Raw genomic sequence first — 18,402 nt, 5'->3', positions numbered from 1 at the left:
AATCTTACTTGTTATTTCCAGCCTACCTCATTGAAGATCATAACAGCTTTTGAGTTGTTATCCCCTAAAGAAGAAAGTGGAATATCTTGCTCTTTGAATTTGCCCCATGACTTAAGTAGCTCTGAGGATGTTGCTTCTGGATTTACTGGGTATTCATAGTTTGTCTCTGCAAAAACAGTCTGTGCTTCAGGAGCAGTTAAATATTCTAATAATTTTATTGCATTATCTTTATTTTTTGAAGTTTTAATTACACCAGCACCACTAATATTTACGTGTGTTCCCGTTGTGTCTTGGTTAGGGAAAAATACACCTAAACTCTCTGCGACCTTCACTTCTTCAGGGTCAGTAGAGTTTAACATTTGTCCGTAATAATATGTGTTCATAATGGCAACGTCACCAATACCAGCAGCAATCGCTTTTGCTTGGTCTCGATCCCCACCCTCTGGATTACGAGCGAAATTTGTTACAAGACCACTTGCCCACTCTTTCGCCTTTTCTTCGCCATTAATTTCGATAAATGAAGCAAGTAATGATTGGTTGTAGACATTTTCAGAACTACGAACAAGTACACGGTTCTTCCATTGTGCTTCTGTTAAAGCTTCGTAAGTTGAAAGTTCTTCTGGTTTTACCTTGTCTTTATTGTAAACGATAACACGAGCTCGCTTTGTTAAACCGTACCACATTTGATCTGTATCTTGGAAATTTTTCGGCACTTGCTTATCTAATGTGTCACTCGAAACAGTTTGTAAAAGTCCGTCTTCTTTGGCACGGAATAGGCGGGCTGCATCAGACGTTAAAAATAAATCTGCCTTTGATGCATTACCTTCACGCTTAATACGCTCTAGTAGTTCATCTGGTTCACCTTTAATGACATTTACTTTAATACCAGTTTCTTTTTCAAATTCTTTATATAATGTATCATCAACATCGTAATGACGGCTTGTATATAAATTTACTTCCTTTGACTCTTCCTGAGAGCTATTCTTTTTTCCTTCTGAATTCTTTTGAGTTGTAGAACTACTATCACTACATGCTGCTAATAAAAATAGAGCACTTAATACTACAAATACAAATAATTTTTTCACGATATATTTCTCCTATACAAATAAATTATTGAAAATGATTATCATAAGCAATTATAAGGCTATGAGAAGGAAAGTCAATATATTAATTTTTTTTTACAATTTCGGCATTCCTCCCTCTATTTTGTTCACAATCGAAATAAGTATGCTAAGAGGTAGCCGAGAGTTGATTACTTCTACCTCCTATTTATTTTAGTATGGTGAAAAATCTAACAAACCTAATGTTATGTAATCCAAACTATCAAATATTGGTTATTTTTAAACAATTCCCAAAATTATTGAGTTCTCCATTTCTCATTATATTAATTCTAATCTTTTATAAAAAAAAACGAACAAGAACATGCGCCCTTGTTCGTTTGAATATTTTAATATAAATAAAATATAAATCTATTGCTTAGCTGGAATAAACCCAGCCGCTTCAGCTTCTACTTCAGTACAGAACATTTCTTCTGCTATTGCATTTTCATAATCTCGTTGACCAGGCATATGGTAGATTTTATTACCTTTTGAATTAATATTGCCTTTAATCGCACAACTATTATCATCAGTTGTTGTACTAGGGGCATCATTATTTTCTTTTGTAACAGCATAATAAGTATCTTTGTCGTAGCCACGCTTTGTTACATAGTTTTCAACTGACCAAATACCTGTTGCTGATTTTTGAGCAGTTTTTTGAATGGAATTGAACCAATTTACATGCTTTGTATTCGGATTATAAATATATGCTACACGTGCTAACCCATTCTTCAATAGTTGTTCTTGCACACTTATGCCATCCTTCGTGTATATGTAAGCAAGTAAGCGTTTATATTTATCACGATACGATACATCAAACTCTAAATAAACTGTATCCTGACCTGCTAAAAGTTCCATAGTAAACGCTTTCGCCTCTGGTCCAAATGGCTGCTCTCCCAATGTTTCATGATTTGTTTCTGGCGTGTCTACAAGGAGAAAACGAACCTTTTCAGAACTACCATTATATTTTATTCTGATAGTATCACCATCAATTACCTCTTGTAATTCGAATTCCTCAAATTCACTTACATCATACTTGTCCGCTGTTTCTATTGTTGATGTTACAATTCCTTGGATATCTTGTGTTTCAATATTATTTGTGCCAGTTTCTTCTGTGCATGCAGTTAATAGCAATGTCAAAAATATTAATGTAAAATAAAACTTTTTCAAACGTATATCCTACCTTCTTACTTGTTTTTTTCGAAAACATAAAAATCCCCAGTTCTTTTATCAACTGAAGATTTTGATTTTTACTCTTATTTAAATATTAAATACAACACAAATGCTAGAATAATTGTTCCGCTCGTAATTAATGTTTTAATATCTTTGTCACTCAATGTTAGTACCTCTTTTCTAACTTCTTCATTGCTTAATTTCTATTATCATTAAATTTGCCAAATAGTACAATGAATTTGATTTATTCGTTAAATCACACTCAAAAAAATCTTCAGTTGCTAGAACCGAAGATCTCAATTTGCGTAAAATTTATTTTAACTCATAACAAGTTTCTTTCAATACAAAATTTGAAACCAAGTGCATTTATTTATTAAAATCGTTCTGCTACGTTACGGGGGACGCTTTCCTGGGGGCGTGGCTCCAACTAACTTTATGTGCCTCTTACGGCGGCACATAAAGTGGATTTTCCGCGCACGCTATATCCCCTAGGAGTCGCCCCCTTCACTTCGCGGCACTCTACTATAAGTTATAAATCGTTTTTTATTACAGAGATTTCAAAAAAGTTTGTTCAATCAAGCACTGTTATTGAGATAAAGTAAAAGTTAGTCTAACGATGGTTTTATTTTGACACAATAAAATTAGCTACTTTTATTGCCGAAGCTAATTTTTAATCAAAGATACAATATTGTAAACAGCGTAATATTTTATTTATCACCTCCGCCTCGCGTTAGCGCAAGCGGCAGCATTTTGCTCTCTTAACAATATAGGATAAAGTAACATTTTTGTTTGGCGGGCCTTGCATGCGGCATTAAAGACAGTAGTATGGACACGTACCACGTGGCCATAATGCTGTCATGCCGTAGCCCGCCGAAAATAAGTAACACTGCTCTTTATCCATTTTTGTTAATAAATTTGCTTATTGTTAGTTTTAAATCTCTTTGTTCGATTTTGGCTTCGGTCCTAGCTCTTGTGGAGGAATTGCTGCAAATGTTTCGCCCTCTTCCTCTAAATCACGCATACGGTGCGCTAATCGTGAAGCCGCACATGCTGCAATACTACCAACTAAGTCATCTAAGAACGTATTAACTGATTCGCCCGCTTTTGTATCAAGCTTTTCAATAATGCCGATTTTTTGTTTATCTAAATGACCAAATGTTGTTACCGCAATACTTCCGTAAGTAAATACCGAACCTAACGCTAACGTTTCATCTACCCCAAATAAGCCTTCATCAGACTCTATAATTTTTTGTAATGTTGGGGATAATAACTTTTTCTCTGCTAACTCATCTAATTCAATTCCGACTAAAACGGCATGCTGAACTTCGCGCTTATTTAATACTCGCTCAACAGATTGAACACAGTGCTCGATTGTTAGTCCTTCATTATAAGGCGATTGCATTGTATAAACGATATCTGCAATATCTTCAATTGTCACATGACGGCGTAATAATGCATCATGTGTTGCTTTTGTCACTTCATCCGAATGAACACGTACTCTTTTATTATGCATAAATACTTCCTCACTTCAAAATAATTTTAGCGTACTCTTACCTAGCTCTCTCTATATTACAACTTTATTTTTCTTTATGATACAATTTTGGGGACAAACGTAAGACAGGAGTGACTGCTTTGGATAAGGGCACGGTAGAAAATATTGCTTTTTTTAGTAATGCATTAAATGAGGAAATAGAATTATTAATCTATATTCCAGCTAACTATTCCCCACTATATGAATATAACATTTTAATCGCATCGGATGGTAAAGATTACTTCCAGCTAGGTGGAATCCCGCGCCTTGCCGATCAATTGATTGACGACTATATTGTCGAAAATATGATCATCGTTGGTGTACCATACAAAGACTATCAAGACCGTAAACGTAAGTACATGCCGACTGGTGATCAATTCGAAGCGTATATGCGCTTTTTAGCTCACGAATTAGTCCCATATTTAGATGCAGAGTTTTCTACATCTCATATGGGTGGTAGCCGCGCACTTATTGGTGACTCTATGGCAGCAACCATTTCACTTATGACGGCGATACATTATCCCAATATTTTCGGAAAAGCAATTTTACAATCACCTTTTGTAGACGAACATGTCCTTAATGCCGTTCGAAATGCAAAAAACTTAGACATTCTTTCGGTTTACCATATTATCGGCCTACGTGAAAATGAGGTTATTTTAAAGGACAAATCGGTTAAAGACTTTTTAACACCAAATCGAGAGCTACACCAATTGTTTTTAACGCTTGGTGTTGATACGTTTTACGAAGAATTCGACGGTAATCATACTTGGACATATTGGAAGCCAGATTTAAAACGTGCACTAACCAAAATTTTCGGATAATAGCAGAGTAGGAAATGTTTATTAACATAATTTTCTGTTATAATCAGATAAAGTCTGATTAATTTTTTAGGGGGTAATGAATTTGAAATACGGTATTGTTGCTTTTCCATCCAAAAAAATACAAGATTTAGCAAACACTTATAGAAAACGCTATGACCCACACTACGCATTAATTACGCCACATATTACATTAAAGGATGCGTTCGATGCAGATGAATCTCAAATTGGTGAAATTTCCAAAAGTTTAGAAGAAATTTCAGCCCGATTTGCACCATTACAAATTCATGCTTCCCGAATTAGCTCTTTTTATCCTACGACGAATGCGATTTTTTTCCGCGTAGAGCCTACACCGCAATTAGAAAGCGTGCATACGTCATTAAAAGAAAATATCAACCTAGGTGCACCTAAGCATGTATTTGCACCACACATTACAATTGCCCAAAAATTGAATGCTTCAGAGCACGATGACATTTTCGGTCAATTGCGTATGGTTGGCGTAGATGAAACAGACGTAATCGACCGCATTCATTTACTGTACCAACTTGAAGATGGCTCCTGGACAACCTACGAAACATACAAATTGACTGGAGCTGAATAACACGTGTTTGATGTAAAATTAGTAACAATTGACGAAGACCGCGAACGTGCCTTTGCGTTACGTAAAGAGGTATTCGTAAAAGAACAAGGCGTACCTCTTACATTAGAACTGGATGAACACGACGCGACAGCTATTCATTTCATCGTTAATGATGGTAATGATACTATTGCGACAGCACGTTTACGTGAAATCGAACCAAAAATCGGCAAAGTAGAACGTGTTTGTGTTCTAAGCTCTTACCGCGGTAAGCGTCTTGGCGTTTTAATTATGGAAACAGTAGAGCAATATGCTTCGAGCATTGATTTTCAAAAACTAAAACTTAATGCGCAGAGCTATGCCGTGCCATTTTATGAAAAGCTAGGCTATGTTGTTACTTCGCCAGAATTCATGGACGCTGACATTCCACATCGCGCAATGGAAAAAGAAATGTAACGTACAAGAAACCCCCGCCAAACATGTACTTGACGGGGGTTTTAGTATGCATAAATTACTTCATCATTTTCTCAATTTTTGTAAAGTCTAATGATTTACCGTCCTGTAAAATGGATTTCACGATTTTATCCTCTAGCTCTTGGGTAATTGGCTTATTAGCAAGGCGACTTACTTTTTTAACAATTTTACGCACTTGCTTTTCATCTGAAAAATTCGCATGTGTCAACGCATTAGCCAGCGCCATTATTTCATCAAAATTTACGCCGGTTTTACGCTCCACCTGTTTTGAAAAGCGTTCCATCATTTCTTGCCTCCTTTAATAATAAAATACAGTACCTACAATAATTAACAAAATAAAGAGCACAACAATTAATACGAATGTACTGCTATTGTTACATTTATCATATGCAGGAGACTCGTAATTACAGCCTTGTTGCCAGCCGCCATATCCAGACATTCAAAATACCCCCTTTCTAATTCTTAGTGTATGCACACTACGAAAAGAAAGAGGGTAAAACGTCTAGTCGACTTTGCCTTTTGACTTAAAAATTACCGCCGCGATAAAGCCAAATAATATTGCCGCACTAATACCAGAACTCGTCACTTCAAACATCCCAGTCAACACACCAATCCAACCATGCTTTTCAGCTTCCGCCATCGCACCATGAGTCAGCGAGTTACCAAAAGATGTGATCGGAATCGTCGCACCAGCACCAGCAAAATCAATGAGCGCTTCATACAGACCAAACCCGTCTAAAACAGCACCCAAAACAACTAGTATTGATAAAGTATGACCAGGAGTTAATTTTCCAATATCGATTAATAATTGCCCAATAACACAAATGAGCCCACCTACAACAAATGCCATTAAAAATGAAAAGCCCATACGCTTCACCCCATTCCGACTTCAATTGCATGAGCTGTACACGGAATCGTTTCACCTTGCTGAAACGATAATGGAGAAAGTAGTGCACCTGTCGCAACAAGCAATACTTTTTGATAGCGCCCTGTTTTAAACTGTTCAATCATATAGCTGCTATATACAGCAGCTGAACAGCCAGCACCACTAGCACCTGCCAAAAATGCAGAATCTTCTCCATAAAATTCTGCACCTGCATCACGAAATCTTGCTAAATCTTCTTTTTTCACACCACTTTGGGCAAACATGGCTATTAATATTTTTAAGCCGATTTTCCCTAAATCGCCCGTCATTATGACATCATAGTCTTGAATCGTTTGCCCTCGCTTTTGCAAATGCGCTTGAATGGTATCAAACGCTGCCGGGGCCATTGCTCCCCCCATATGAAATGGGTCAGTTGCTCCATAATCAATCACTTTTCCAACTGTTGCTGCTTCAAGAACGGGCATTTTTTTCTGGTGCTTCCCTACTAATACAAAACCTGCTGCCGTCACGGTCCACTGTGCTGTTGCAGGCTTCTGCCCCCCATAATCAACTGGATAACGAAACTGCCGTTCAACTGAGTTATGCTGACTGGATGCCCCTGCAATCGCAAAGTCACTTGCACCAAGTTCAGTTAATAAACCCGCTATGATAATAGAAGAAACAGACGTTGCACAAGCTGAAAACATTCCGATAAACGAGATGGCCAATTCACGCGCAGCAAAATTGGTCGGCGTCATTTGATTTATTAAATCGCCCCCTAATAAATAATCGATATCTAAATTATTTAAGTTCGATTTTTTTAAAATGAGCTGACAAGCTTCTGATATAAGCCTCGCGCCACCTTTTTCATTCGTTTTTTTATCGACACGTTCATCCGTTAACACCTTATCAAAATAAGTAGAAAAAACACTTCGCTTTTCTAATGGGCCAACAACGGCGGCTGAGGCAAGTAAAGCCGGTTTAGATTGAAAAACAATTACCATGAAGCAACACCTACCGATACAAGAATCAGCTTAATCAGCGCAACAAAAAATGCTGAAACGACCCCAAATAATATAACCGAACCCGCTAACTTAAACATATTGCCACCAACACCAAGTACGAACCCTTCGGATCTATATTCAATCGCCGCTGAAATAACAGCATTACCAAAGCCTGTTACCGGCACTGCACTCCCTGCTCCGGCAAATTGCCCAAGTTTTCGGTAGTAACCCAAACCGGTTAAGAGCATAGCGATAAAAATCATTGTCGCAACAGTTGGATTTCCTACTGTTTTTTCTGTGAAGTCAAAAAAAATCATATAAAAATATGATATGGCCTGTCCTATTGAACAAATGATCCCACCAACGCCAAATGCCTTTAAGACATTAACAAAAACAGGAGTTTGTGGCGTTAGCTGCTCTTTGAGTGTATTGTATTGCTGCTCATTCACGTTACGTTTCCTCCTTAGATAGCTTTTTCAAATGTTGCAGCTTTTGTTGAACCTTTTGTTGGCTTTTTTCCTCTAATAATTTCGATGTTTCCCAGTACAATTTGAAATCTGTTGATACAAGCACTGTTTGTTGTTCAAATTGCTGCTCAATTTTTTGTTGCCACTTCTTTTCAATTTTTTGCTTATTCCATTTACTAAATGGCTTTAACTGCATTGCAACAAATAGTTCATTTTCAACCAATAAAATATTGACTCGCTCAATTGTATCCTCTTGCTTGAACAGTTGCGCGACCTCATTTTGTAGCTGCGTATCATTTGTATTTGTATACGTTTCTACTTGATCACGTTCATTGCAGCCTGCTAAAAGCAGTAGTAAGAGCGCACTTAGCCAAGTTTTTTTCATAACAGCCCACCTTGCATCAAAAGTTGCTCCAATTCTAGCCATTTCAATTGGATTTTATTCAGTTAGTTTGGGAACTTTATTTATGTGTTACATTCGCCCGACTCATCAATCTAGGTATTCATATTGTAGTATGAGCTTAGATTTCAGAGGAGGTGAATTTATGGGATGTGGAAGATCAGAAAGTAATTCTTCAAGTCGACCAATAGCATCATCAAAAGGCTGTGTTTGTGAAGTTGTACGTGCAATTTTAGAAATTCAAAATGCTGCTGCGCAAGACGAATGTTCATCATGTACGACGAACTGTTTCTTAGAGCCACTTGGAGGCATCGTTAGTCCATCAAGAAATTCTGTTGATACACGTGTCTTCACACTACTTAACAAGGATGGTTCACCATTCTTTGCAACATTTAGTACTTCACACGATGACTCAGCATGTGTATCAATTTATTTCCGTGTTGAAGATGTTTTTGACGGGTGCTGCGCTACATTACGTGTATTAATCCCTAAAAATGACAATGATTGTACAGTAGATTTATTGAATAATGAGGGTACAGCTATTTCGTTCCGAGAAGTATGTAGTGTAACTCAATTTGAGGCATCAGACAGTTGTGTAACGGTTGACCTTGATTGCTTCTGTGCGGTGCAATGTATTGATGATGTGGACCTTGGAATTTGTAATTAAAACTGCCGAACCCATGCTATAGCTTATTAGCATGGGATACATAAGAAAAACGCAACATAGTGCGAAGTGATGTCTTTACTTCAGTGGTTCCCCATAGGAAAATTATACTTTCCTAACAACTAAAAAAAGGAGCCATGCTAGCTGGCTCCCCTTACAATGCGTGCTGTATCGTGACGATATTATTCGCATTTATCCATCGCTCTTTATGAAAACAATTAAGTAGTACATCTACACCTTGTAACTTTTGAATCGATGCATAAATACGCTCACCGTCATTCATTATAAATAGTAACATGCGTGGTTCCCTCATTGGTTTAGAGAAAAAATTTAATTGTTTTTCTAGTAAAGCATTTTTTGTTTCTAATACCTGTGTTGGCACAAAAATCGATGTACTTTCCTCTTGCTGTATAGTTTCTATAGTTTCTATATTTGCTATAAAGCTCGGACTCGTAATATAAAGTAGCGGTTGCCCTTCCACGTTACACATCCTTTTTCATACAATATGCATACATTTGAAGAGATGCTACATAATTTGGCTGATAAATGTCGATGCTAAACCTAAGTAAATAACGATACTCGTTACGTCATTTAATGTTGTAATAAATGGTCCCGATGCAACAGCTGGGTCGACGCCTAGCTTGTGCATTAAAATTGGAATAAACGAACCCGCTAATGTTGCCACTATAATCGAACAACAAATCGCTGCTCCGACTAAAAGCCCAATCATAAATGTCCCTTTCCAAACAAAAATAATTCCTACAACAAGAGCACCGCTGACAAGCCCCATAATCAAACCCGTACTCAATTCACGCAGTACAAGTCTGAATTTGTCTTTCCCACCAATATCGCCTGTCGCAATACCACGAATTGCTACGGCAAGCGCCTGTGTCCCACTGTTTCCTGATGTCCCTGAAATAAGCGGAATAAATGTCGCAAGTAGAGCTACTTTATCTAATGTCGCCTCAAAAATCCCCATCAACCCAGATGTAATCATCCCTAAAAATAATAGAATAATAAGCCATGGAAGACGTTTTCCTGCCGCTTTAATCGGCCCTGCGTCATTGTCGTCCATATCAGAAATCCCGGCTAATTTTGAGTAGTCATCTTCCGCTTCTTCATCAATAACGTCAATAATATCATCGACTGTAATAATCCCTAGTAATTCACGTTCATCATTAATAACCGGAATCGCTAAAAAGTCGTAATCCTTCATTAAATTTGCAACATTTTCTTGATCATCCGTTACTTTTACTGAAACGATGCGATCACTCATAATATCATGAATAAGCAGATCACCTTCAGCTACAATCAGTTCACGAAGCGATAACACTCCAAGCAACTGATGTGCATCATTGACAACGAAAATATAGTAAATCGTTTCGGCTGTTTGCGCTTCTTGCCGCAATACGCGCATCGCTTCACGCACGGTTGCACGTTCTAGCACCGATACGTATTCCTTCGTCATAATGGCCCCGGCAGTATATTCTTCATACGCTAAAAGCTCATTAATTTCTTCGACAGTTTCGTCGTCCATCATTTCTAAATAATTTTCACGTTGTTCCGTATCTAACTCATTTAAAATGTCTACTGCATCATCGGCATACATAAAACTAAGCATAGCCGCACCATACGATGTATCCATTTCATTTAAATAATTTTCATATTCATCATCATCGAGTTCAATGGATTGGAAAATCATCGCCATTTCTTTAGGAGACAAGAATCGATAGATTACCTGTCGTATGTCAGGGCCCACCTCTTCATAAAACTGTGCCTGATCATATGAGTGTAGCTCTAAAAAATGCTCACGGAATGCTTCTATATTTTCTTCTTCCAGTAGCATTCGCAATAATGATTCATCGTAATGAACCTCATTATCTTTTTCCTCTATCATGCTTGTCCCCTCCTTCCATTTACTAATGACGCACTATTTTAGTACAAAATTTAAAGTATAGTCAAGCACTTACGCACTTTAATTTCATTTTAATGGATTCATATGAAGTTTGCTTGCTTTGGTTGTAAATTTTTTTAGCAATTAATTTATTACAAGCATTTTTCAATACAAAATTTGGAACATAGTGTAATTATCTAATATAATTCGTTCTGCTACGTTACGGGGGACGCTTTTCTGGGGGCGTGGCTTCAACTAACTCATTTGTGCCTCTTACGGTGGCACAAATGAGTGGATTTTCCGCACACGCTTAATCCCCTAGAAGTCGCCCCCTTCACTTCGCGGCACTCTACTATAAAGATAAAATTTGGTTATATTACTAAGGGTTTAATAAAGTATGCTGAAATAAGCCTGGTTATTGAAATAAAGCAAAAGTTAGTCTAAGGATGGTTTTATTATGACACAATCAAAGTAGCTAATTTGATTGGCGTAGCTAACTTTTAATCAAAGATACAATATTGTAAACAGCGACATATTTTATTCATCCCTGAAACCCCTGCTCCTGTCGCTATGCTTTCGTCGCAAAAGAACAATCAAATCAAGAGGCATTTGATTGTTCTTTGCCTCGCGAAGCGCAAGCGGCAGCATTTTGCGCTCTTAATTATATAGAAAAAATAACATTTTAGTTTGGCGGGCCTTGCATGCGGCATTAAAGACAGTAGTAAAGGGAAATTCTAAAACATTTTTTAGAATTTCTCTTTGCGCCGAGGAGAGTAAAATCGAGATTTTACTCCCCACAGAAGCAGTCATGCTCCTGTCGCTACGCTTTCGTCGCAGAAGTTAAAACCAATCCAGACTGCGATTGGTTTTAGCTTTGCCGTAGCCCGCCAAAAATAAGTAACACTGTACTTAATCCATTTTTTAAAAATAAATTTGCTCAATGTGATGATTAAGTAGAATTATGCAAAGTCTATCGCTATATAGTTAAATCCATTCATTTTCTTCTATAAAAAAAGATGCCACTTTCACATTGGCATCTTCTAGTTTAATATCTCGATAAAATCTTTTGGTAGTTCACATTTATATTGTATGAACTGTTTAGATAAAGGGTGCATAAATGAGACGTAGCAACAATGAAGTGCTTGGCGGTTCAATTGTGTGTGGCTCCCCCCGTATAGTTCGTCTCCTACTAAGGGGTGTCCGATTGAACTCATATGAACTCGGATTTGATGCGTGCGTCCTGTATGGAGTTTTAAGCGAATCTGCGTAGTTTTCGCATTTCGCGCTAGTACCATCACATCTGTATGCGCATATTGTCCGTCTTCACGTACTTCACGCTCAATAATGCTCGTATCTTTACGACCAATTGGTACAATAATTGATTGTTTATCTTCAGCTACAATACCTTCTACAACTGCCTCGTATTCGCGATGCACAAGGCCTTTCTTTTGCTGTTCACTCATTAAATGGTGAATATGACGATGCTTGGCGATTACCATGAGGCCAGATGTATCACGATCTAAGCGCGTTACAATATGCACTGTTGAAGCCAGCTGTTGTTGTTGAAAATAACCACAGACAATATTGGCTACGCTACCGTCTGGATGCTCTCGTGAAGGTATCGAGCTCATAAAAGCAGGTTTATTGATAACTAGCAGCGCATCATCTTCATAAACAATATCAAGCACACCCTGTTGTGGGACTAAGCCATCACTCACCTGTTCAAGCGGGAAAATAATCGTTACTTCATCATCAACTGCAAGTGGGTGTCGCACATTTTGTTCCTCACCATTGACATAAAGTGCGCCACCGTCAAATTTTATTGCGGTTAACGCACGTTTTGAAATTCCCCAGTTGCTGATTGCTTCACGCAACAACTGACCTGGGATTTGATTTTTAAATTGTAATTGAAATCGTTTTTCCATAATCCCCTTTCTACTCATTTGAAATAAATGAATCATGTACACGTTCCCAAAATGGGAATGGTCGGAAGCGTGCAAAACGTACTTTTTCATTTGCAACGTTAAATGTAATTGACTTTACATCTGTCTCCGTCATGCTAACATGGTCGACCGTCATATTAAACTGCTGCTCATTGACTGGTTTTAATACACAGTTGTGATGTGCAGGTAATACAAGGGACGCACCTACTGTACGGAAAACACGATTGTTGATTGAGGCCATTTCAGTAATTTGAAATGCTTGTAATGTCGGATGAATAATCGCCCCACCTAATGCTTTGTTATAGGCGGTACTTCCTGATGGCGTTGAAACGCATAATCCGTCACCTCGGAAACGTTCAAAATGCTCGCCGTTTAGTTCAACATCCATTACAAGCGTAACATCAGGTGATTTAATCGTCGCCTCGTTTAGTGCTAAAAATGTGCTCGACTCTGATTGATGTCGATGTACTTGTACCTCTAATAGCGGGTACTCTACCACATTAAATTCTTTTTTTGCAATCGATAATACAAGCTTTTCAAGTTCGGATGGCTTCCAATCGGCATAAAATCCTAAATGCCCTGTATGAATACCAACAAATGCCGTCTTATCAAGTCGATTAGCATATCGGTGAAACGCATGTAAAAGTGTTCCGTCACCGCCTATAGATAGAACAATTTCCGGCTCTTCCTCATTTAGTTGCAAACCAAAATCGATTAAATATGATTTTGCGAGCTCCATCAATTCGTTTGATTGGCTGTCTCTGCGTGATTGAATAGCAAATTTCATGAACTTTCACGCTCCTCTTTGTCGTTTGACTTATGGATAGCTGGATTCGTTGCTTCTTTTATTTCGCTAAAGTATGCCTGTGCCTCTTGAATTTCACTGCGAATGGATGACATTTCCTCATCTAAACGGAACGCTGCTTCTGCTGCACTTTGTAAGCGGTTTTTAATTTCTTCTGGGAAAACACCTTTATATTTATAGTTCAACGAATGTTCAATCGATGCCCAGAAATTCATTGATAATGTGCGAATTTGAATTTCAGCAACTACGACAATGCACCCTTGAATCGTTTCAACTGGATATTCAACAATCATATGGTGTGAGCGATATCCACTCGGTTTACTATAAGTGATATAATCTTTTTCCTCGATTATTTTCATATCGTTACGTTGGCGAATAAGCTCGGACACGGTTGCAATATCATCAACAAATTGACACATAATGCGTAAGCCCGCGATGTCTTGTAGTTCATTGCCTAAATTCGCAGTTGGTTCAAATGGGATGCCTTTCGCAAGCGATTTATCATAAATACTAGCAAGTGGCTTAACACGACCTGTCACAAATTCGATTGGCGAGTTTGCACTCATTATGCCAAATTGTGAACGCATCCCTTTCAACTTAATTTTCAACTCGTCCACCGCTTGTTTATATGGACTTATAAATATTTCCCATTGCCCCATTTACAAAACCTCCCAACTGAAAATAGTAGCTCTCGTTCCCTACTATTTCACAACACAACACTGCATTCATTATACTTAATTTTGCGCAAAAAAATCAGCAAAAGCCTCTTCAACTGCTTTTACAAATGTTTCCCCGTAATTGCCATTGCCCTCAATATTATAAAGCAGTGATTTTAGTTCATTTGAAAAGTCATTTAACTCAAATGCACCGTCATCTACTGTTAAAAAAGCTTTTTGTTCCGATAAAATCATATGCACTAATTGCGGCCAAATTGATTGATCAAAGCGCAAATAACTATATGCATCATTCTCGTCGATTAAATAAAGAAATGCCCCATTATCTGAATCTGCCAATACTTGCCCGGCTGGCTGAAATTGGCTAAGTTGTTTTTTTTCATTTAAAATAAAATAGATTTCATTATGTACTACGTCAAATTGATCAATTAAATATACGTTTCGCAAGTGATTAGAACTCCTTTATGAAAAACTGTTATTTTCTATTTTATCATATGACAATCAATTGGTGCAGAGTGGTTTTGAGGAAAAGGTGTTATGTATCTTTGATTAAAATCTAACTCTGTAACTAACATTGAGCAAATTTACTAACAAAAATTGATTGAATTCAGTGTTACTTATTTTTGCGGGCTCCGGCAAAGCTAAAACCAATCGCAGTCTGGATTGGTTTTAACTTCTGCGACGAAAGCGCAGCGACAGGAGCACATTTCTTAGGGCGGACTCCTTGGGGATAAAGTATGCCCCGTAGCGTAGCAGAACGAAACATATTATCTGCATGCACTTTATTCGAAATATTGTATTAAAAATTACTCATTGTGAGTAAAGCTTTACGAATAGTAAAAGAACCGTATCAAAATATGAAATTAAAGGAGCCAACTTATGTCTCAACATATCGAAATTGAATTTAAAAACATGTTAACAAAGGCTCAGTACGAGCAAATGCTTGCAGATTTTAACATACAACCAGAACAAATTATTCGTCAGGCAAACCATTATATTGATACACCAACGCAGCATTTAAAAAACATTAAAAGTGCGTTACGTATTCGTGAGTTTGGCAACCATATCGAATGCACATTAAAAGAAAAAGCTTCCGAGCATCAGCATTTAGAAACGACCGATATGCTTACACGTGAACAAGCCGATCGAATGCTTGCAGGTAACGGCATCGAAGCACCACATGTAATGGGCAGACTTGTACTTTTTGACATTCCATTGAACGACTTACAACACTACGGAACTTTGACAACAGACCGTGTAGAGCTCCCATACGAAGGAGGTTTACTCGTTTTTGACCATTCTTTTTATTTGCACTGTGATGATTATGAGGTAGAATATGAAACAAATGATGAAACTTATGGAAAAACAGTGTTTCTTCAATTTTTACAACGATACAATATCGAGCCGCAAACTGCACCGAAAAAAATCGTGCGCTTTATGACGGCATTAAATAATCAGAAAAGCTAGGTGCCTTCATGGATATTTCATCAATGAAAACATTATTAGAGTTACAGGCGTTGCAAAATTTAAACACAACAGATAGTTCAAATTCAAGCACATTGTCATCATCAAACACTACATTATTCTCTGAATTACTGAGTAATTTATTGAATGGCCAAGGACTTGGCACATCAAGTTCATTAGATGGGCTTGGTGATGTAAGTTCCTTGCAGCAAGTATTAAATTCTTTACAAGGCGATTCAACAACATCGGCTAGTACAAATAATTACATTTCTTCGTTTTTATTAAATAACGATGCAGGCGGGAGTTCATTGCAAAACCTAATCAATCAGGCAAATGAACAAACAACAGGCACTTCGATTGAACAATATGTAAAAGACTATACGGGCAAATCATCTTACGAAAACCTACTTGCTGGAGCAGAAAAATATAGCTCAGAAATTGCAAAAGCTGCGGAAACTTATAATTTACCCGAAAAGTTAATTGCTGCTGTCATGAAACAAGAATCTAACTTCAATGCCTCGGCAGTTAGCTCTTCTGGGGCATCTGGTTTAATGCAGTTAATGCCTTCAACAGCTCGTTATTTAGGGGTAACAAATAGTTCCGACCCAGAACAAAATATTATGGGTGGTGCAAAATATTTACGCCAAATGTTAGACCAATTTGATAACAATATTGAAACAGCATTAGCCGCTTATAATGCAGGGCCTGGAAACGTGAAAAAATACGATGGAATCCCACCATTTAACGAGACACAAAACTACGTAAAGAAAGTTTTGAACTACTTAAATGCGTAATTAAAATGCCCTTCTTAATATTTTGCAGGGCACTTTATTTGTTAAAACCGGTTTACGTTGCTAGAATAATTGTATCGCCCTAATGAAATTTCATTACATAAATGGGGGTACCATTTACAATAGGGACGAAGTTAAGACACAAAGGAGTACAACAAATGAATCGAAAATATACGGTTCCTTATGAGGATATTGGCGCTGAAAAGCTTTCTGAATTAATGAATGCGTTCTACTCTCGAGTGGCGAAGCACCCTTTACTAATTCCTATTTTCCCTGAAGATTTATCAGAAACGATTCGTAAACAAATTCAATTCCAAACGCAGTATCTTGGCGGTCCTAACCTCTACACAGAAGAACACGGACACCCTATGATGCGTGCGCGACATATGCATTTTAAAATAACACCTGATCGTGCGCAAGCCTGGCTAGAGTGTATGGCAGAAGCAATGGACGAGGTTGGTTTAGACGGAAAATTCCGTGAAGTATATTTTAAACGCCTTGTTATGACTGCTCACCATATGGTAAATGCCCCGAATGATGAGGAGGGATTTGAGTGAATAATGTCCAAGTTTTACAGCAACCAATAACACCTTCTACATGTAATAAGCCAATTGAACTTTATATTTTCATTGACCCATTAGATGACCGTTCTCTTGCGATGCAGTTAACACTGCGCAAACTACAGGTCGAATATGGTCACTACTTTACATGTCGTTATGTCCTTAGTACGGAGCTATCATCACTGAACTCTATGACAAACCGTATGAAAGGCTGTGTTACCGGAGCAGAACTGGATATTACCCATCCAGCACTTCCTTCTATTGCAATTAAAGCAGCTGAGCTCCAAGGGAAACGTGCCGGGTTCCGCTATTTGAATAAAGTACAAGAAGTGACAGCGCTAAAAACACGCAATATTAATTCTCATGCAACTTTAATCGAAATTGCACAGCACGTTGATTTAGACATGAATGAGTTTATGGCTGATTTCGGCTCAAAAGAAGCGGCGCGTGCCTTCCAATGTGATTTATACTTAACACGCGAAATGGAAGTAGAAGAAATCCCAAGTATCGTCTTTTTCAACGAATGCATCGAGGATGAAGGTTTAAAAGTTTGTGGTTCTTATAACTACGAAGTATACGAACACATTTTAGCTGAACTACTTGGTGAGGAGTTAATTCGCCAACAAGCACCAGCATTAGATGAATTATTCACTCGCTTTACAACATTGACAACTGCTGAAGTAGCTGAAATTTATTCAATTAATGAGCAAGCAGCAGAACGCGAACTAAAAAAACGTATGCTACAGCAAAAAGTCGAGCGCCTAATGACCGACGACATCACGCTTTGGCGCGCAAAATAATCTAGCACTTATAACATCATATTCTTTACCAACCTGTTTTTCGTAGGTTGGTTTTTTTATATTGTTTTGTAGTTTATGAGATATTTAAATGAAAAACGCTTTTTACGTTTAAGCTATCGTTTGGAGGAAACACTTTTGCTGGCAAAAAAACTTATACTTTTCTCGTAACAAAAAACAAAAGAGGCGCACCTATCCTCGACAGATAGGACGCCTCTTTTTCACAAAGGGGATGGGAGAAATGTTCACGTTCAAACAAAGGGGTGTATGTTTGTTATGTGATTTATTTCACGTCTATTACTCTATCATGGAATAATTATCGTTGCAACGAAACAAGCTTTATTTCACAAATTCGTCAAATAGAAAGCGTTTCCATCGAAATGTAAGCGTTTTATTAAGGTTAT

At 37.7% G+C, this 18,402-nt stretch carries 23 protein-coding genes; 8 read left to right on the top strand and 15 right to left on the bottom strand.

Going from position 1 to position 18,402, the window contains the following annotated elements:
- Nucleotides 1–11 precede the first annotated feature (11 nt).
- The 3 genes from LZ480_RS02385 to LZ480_RS02375 all read right to left on the bottom strand — a co-directional run bounded on the left by LZ480_RS02385 (nt 12) and on the right by LZ480_RS02375 (nt 3,783).
- Nucleotides 12–1,085: a Fe(3+) ABC transporter substrate-binding protein gene (locus tag LZ480_RS02385; RefSeq protein ID WP_241367753.1), complete on the bottom strand. Its 1,074-nt coding sequence runs from the start codon at nt 1,083–1,085 to the stop codon at nt 12–14.
- Nucleotides 1,086–1,469: 384 nt separating this feature from the next.
- The gene (locus LZ480_RS02380; RefSeq protein WP_241367751.1) at nt 1,470–2,267 is read right to left on the bottom strand and encodes a thermonuclease family protein; all 798 of its coding nucleotides are present in this window, start codon (nt 2,265–2,267) and stop codon (nt 1,470–1,472) included.
- A gap of 934 nt (nt 2,268–3,201) precedes the next feature.
- Nucleotides 3,202–3,783, bottom strand: a complete 582-nt coding sequence (locus LZ480_RS02375; protein ID WP_241367749.1) for a phosphatidylglycerophosphatase A family protein — start codon at nt 3,781–3,783, stop codon at nt 3,202–3,204.
- Between the two features lie 119 nt (nt 3,784–3,902).
- Between LZ480_RS02375 and LZ480_RS02370 the strand changes: the two genes are divergently transcribed.
- The 3 genes from LZ480_RS02370 to LZ480_RS02360 all read left to right on the top strand — a co-directional run bounded on the left by LZ480_RS02370 (nt 3,903) and on the right by LZ480_RS02360 (nt 5,652).
- On the top strand, nt 3,903–4,622 hold the full coding sequence (locus tag LZ480_RS02370; protein WP_241367748.1) for an alpha/beta hydrolase: 720 nt from the start codon (nt 3,903–3,905) through the stop codon (nt 4,620–4,622).
- Between the two features lie 82 nt (nt 4,623–4,704).
- Nucleotides 4,705–5,220, top strand: a complete 516-nt coding sequence (locus LZ480_RS02365; protein WP_241367747.1) for a YjcG family protein — start codon at nt 4,705–4,707, stop codon at nt 5,218–5,220.
- Between the two features lie 3 nt (nt 5,221–5,223).
- Nucleotides 5,224–5,652: a GNAT family N-acetyltransferase gene (locus LZ480_RS02360; protein ID WP_241367745.1), complete on the top strand. Its 429-nt coding sequence runs from the start codon at nt 5,224–5,226 to the stop codon at nt 5,650–5,652.
- Between the two features lie 55 nt (nt 5,653–5,707).
- Here the strand turns inward: LZ480_RS02360 and LZ480_RS02355 are convergent, their stop codons facing one another.
- The 6 genes from LZ480_RS02355 to LZ480_RS02330 all read right to left on the bottom strand — a co-directional run bounded on the left by LZ480_RS02355 (nt 5,708) and on the right by LZ480_RS02330 (nt 8,391).
- Nucleotides 5,708–5,956 (bottom strand): stage VI sporulation protein F, encoded by a 249-nt coding sequence (locus LZ480_RS02355; RefSeq protein ID WP_241367743.1) that lies wholly within the window; start codon nt 5,954–5,956, stop codon nt 5,708–5,710.
- A gap of 12 nt (nt 5,957–5,968) precedes the next feature.
- Entirely contained in the window at nt 5,969–6,109 is a 141-nt protein-coding gene (locus tag LZ480_RS02350; RefSeq protein ID WP_241367741.1) for a YjcZ family sporulation protein, read from the bottom strand.
- A 63-nt stretch (nt 6,110–6,172) separates the two neighbouring features.
- Nucleotides 6,173–6,538, bottom strand: a complete 366-nt coding sequence (gene spoVAE / locus LZ480_RS02345) for a stage V sporulation protein AE (protein ID WP_241367740.1) — start codon at nt 6,536–6,538, stop codon at nt 6,173–6,175.
- Nucleotides 6,539–6,543: 5 nt separating this feature from the next.
- Nucleotides 6,544–7,539 carry a stage V sporulation protein AD gene (locus LZ480_RS02340; protein ID WP_241367739.1) on the bottom strand — a complete coding sequence of 332 codons (996 nt, stop codon included), beginning with the start codon at nt 7,537–7,539 and terminating at the stop codon, nt 6,544–6,546.
- A complete protein-coding gene (gene spoVAC, locus LZ480_RS02335; protein ID WP_241367738.1) occupies nt 7,533–7,988 on the bottom strand; it encodes a stage V sporulation protein AC in 456 nt (151 codons plus the stop codon). Before spoVAC ends, LZ480_RS02340 begins: the two co-directional genes overlap by 7 nt.
- A 1-nt stretch (nt 7,989) precedes the next feature.
- Complete coding sequence (locus tag LZ480_RS02330; protein WP_241367737.1) at nt 7,990–8,391, bottom strand: YhcN/YlaJ family sporulation lipoprotein; 402 nt, start codon at nt 8,389–8,391, stop codon at nt 7,990–7,992.
- A gap of 160 nt (nt 8,392–8,551) precedes the next feature.
- Between LZ480_RS02330 and LZ480_RS02325 the strand changes: the two genes are divergently transcribed.
- The gene (locus LZ480_RS02325) at nt 8,552–9,073 is read left to right on the top strand and encodes a CotY/CotZ family spore coat protein (protein ID WP_241367736.1); all 522 of its coding nucleotides are present in this window, start codon (nt 8,552–8,554) and stop codon (nt 9,071–9,073) included.
- A 151-nt stretch (nt 9,074–9,224) separates the two neighbouring features.
- On the opposite strand, the gene LZ480_RS02320 is transcribed toward LZ480_RS02325, so the two are convergent.
- The 6 genes from LZ480_RS02320 to LZ480_RS02295 all read right to left on the bottom strand — a co-directional run bounded on the left by LZ480_RS02320 (nt 9,225) and on the right by LZ480_RS02295 (nt 14,833).
- Nucleotides 9,225–9,551 carry a 4-diphosphocytidyl-2C-methyl-D-erythritol kinase gene (locus tag LZ480_RS02320; RefSeq protein WP_408641582.1) on the bottom strand — a complete coding sequence of 109 codons (327 nt, stop codon included), beginning with the start codon at nt 9,549–9,551 and terminating at the stop codon, nt 9,225–9,227.
- Between the two features lie 45 nt (nt 9,552–9,596).
- On the bottom strand, nt 9,597–10,967 hold the full coding sequence (gene mgtE, locus LZ480_RS02315) for a magnesium transporter (RefSeq protein ID WP_241367734.1): 1,371 nt from the start codon (nt 10,965–10,967) through the stop codon (nt 9,597–9,599).
- Between the two features lie 1,037 nt (nt 10,968–12,004).
- Nucleotides 12,005–12,889, bottom strand: coding sequence for an RluA family pseudouridine synthase (locus LZ480_RS02310; RefSeq protein ID WP_241367733.1), 885 nt, complete (start codon nt 12,887–12,889; stop codon nt 12,005–12,007).
- Nucleotides 12,890–12,899: 10 nt separating this feature from the next.
- Nucleotides 12,900–13,694: an NAD kinase gene (locus tag LZ480_RS02305; RefSeq protein WP_241367732.1), complete on the bottom strand. Its 795-nt coding sequence runs from the start codon at nt 13,692–13,694 to the stop codon at nt 12,900–12,902.
- Complete coding sequence (locus LZ480_RS02300; RefSeq protein ID WP_241367731.1) at nt 13,691–14,371, bottom strand: GTP pyrophosphokinase; 681 nt, start codon at nt 14,369–14,371, stop codon at nt 13,691–13,693. The genes LZ480_RS02305 and LZ480_RS02300 overlap by 4 nt, the downstream gene beginning before the upstream one ends.
- 75 nt (nt 14,372–14,446) lie before the next feature.
- The gene (locus LZ480_RS02295) at nt 14,447–14,833 is read right to left on the bottom strand and encodes a UPF0738 family protein (RefSeq protein ID WP_241367730.1); all 387 of its coding nucleotides are present in this window, start codon (nt 14,831–14,833) and stop codon (nt 14,447–14,449) included.
- 432 nt (nt 14,834–15,265) lie between these two features.
- Here LZ480_RS02295 and LZ480_RS02290 point away from each other — a divergent pair, with 432 nt between their 5' ends.
- The 4 genes from LZ480_RS02290 to LZ480_RS02275 all read left to right on the top strand — a co-directional run bounded on the left by LZ480_RS02290 (nt 15,266) and on the right by LZ480_RS02275 (nt 18,001).
- Nucleotides 15,266–15,853, top strand: coding sequence for a CYTH domain-containing protein (locus LZ480_RS02290; RefSeq protein ID WP_241367729.1), 588 nt, complete (start codon nt 15,266–15,268; stop codon nt 15,851–15,853).
- An 8-nt stretch (nt 15,854–15,861) separates the two neighbouring features.
- Nucleotides 15,862–16,644 carry a lytic transglycosylase domain-containing protein gene (locus LZ480_RS02285; protein ID WP_241367728.1) on the top strand — a complete coding sequence of 261 codons (783 nt, stop codon included), beginning with the start codon at nt 15,862–15,864 and terminating at the stop codon, nt 16,642–16,644.
- A 155-nt stretch (nt 16,645–16,799) separates the two neighbouring features.
- Entirely contained in the window at nt 16,800–17,198 is a 399-nt protein-coding gene (locus LZ480_RS02280; protein ID WP_241367727.1) for a globin domain-containing protein, read from the top strand.
- The gene (locus tag LZ480_RS02275) at nt 17,195–18,001 is read left to right on the top strand and encodes a DsbA family protein (RefSeq protein ID WP_241367726.1); all 807 of its coding nucleotides are present in this window, start codon (nt 17,195–17,197) and stop codon (nt 17,999–18,001) included. The genes LZ480_RS02280 and LZ480_RS02275 overlap by 4 nt, the downstream gene beginning before the upstream one ends.
- The last annotated feature ends 401 nt before the right edge of the window (nt 18,002–18,402 follow it).

The sequence above is a fragment of the Solibacillus palustris genome (assembly GCF_022549215.1).
GTDB lineage: Bacteria > Bacillota > Bacilli > Bacillales_A > Planococcaceae > Solibacillus > Solibacillus daqui.
Note: the sequence above shows the minus strand (reverse complement) of the source record. Positions and strands in the feature narration are given on the sequence as shown.

Excerpts from the sequence above, each read along its gene's own strand:
- LZ480_RS02375 (WP_241367749.1), bottom strand. The coding sequence starts at position 3,783 with ATGCATAATAAAAGAGTACGTGTTCATTCGGATGAAGTGACAAAAGCA.
- LZ480_RS02355 (WP_241367743.1), bottom strand. The coding sequence starts at position 5,956 with ATGATGGAACGCTTTTCAAAACAGGTGGAGCGTAAAACCGGCGTAAAT.
- LZ480_RS02350 (WP_241367741.1), bottom strand. The coding sequence starts at position 6,109 with ATGTCTGGATATGGCGGCTGGCAACAAGGCTGTAATTACGAGTCTCCT.
- spoVAE (WP_241367740.1), bottom strand. The coding sequence starts at position 6,538 with ATGGGCTTTTCATTTTTAATGGCATTTGTTGTAGGTGGGCTCATTTGT.
- LZ480_RS02340 (WP_241367739.1), bottom strand. The coding sequence starts at position 7,539 with ATGGTAATTGTTTTTCAATCTAAACCGGCTTTACTTGCCTCAGCCGCC.
- LZ480_RS02330 (WP_241367737.1), bottom strand. The coding sequence starts at position 8,391 with ATGAAAAAAACTTGGCTAAGTGCGCTCTTACTACTGCTTTTAGCAGGC.
- LZ480_RS02325 (WP_241367736.1), top strand. The coding sequence starts at position 8,552 with ATGGGATGTGGAAGATCAGAAAGTAATTCTTCAAGTCGACCAATAGCA.
- mgtE (WP_241367734.1), bottom strand. The coding sequence starts at position 10,967 with ATGATAGAGGAAAAAGATAATGAGGTTCATTACGATGAATCATTATTG.
- LZ480_RS02310 (WP_241367733.1), bottom strand. The coding sequence starts at position 12,889 with ATGGAAAAACGATTTCAATTACAATTTAAAAATCAAATCCCAGGTCAG.
- LZ480_RS02305 (WP_241367732.1), bottom strand. The coding sequence starts at position 13,694 with ATGAAATTTGCTATTCAATCACGCAGAGACAGCCAATCAAACGAATTG.
- LZ480_RS02300 (WP_241367731.1), bottom strand. The coding sequence starts at position 14,371 with ATGGGGCAATGGGAAATATTTATAAGTCCATATAAACAAGCGGTGGAC.
- LZ480_RS02290 (WP_241367729.1), top strand. The coding sequence starts at position 15,266 with ATGTCTCAACATATCGAAATTGAATTTAAAAACATGTTAACAAAGGCT.
- LZ480_RS02285 (WP_241367728.1), top strand. The coding sequence starts at position 15,862 with ATGGATATTTCATCAATGAAAACATTATTAGAGTTACAGGCGTTGCAA.
- LZ480_RS02280 (WP_241367727.1), top strand. The coding sequence starts at position 16,800 with ATGAATCGAAAATATACGGTTCCTTATGAGGATATTGGCGCTGAAAAG.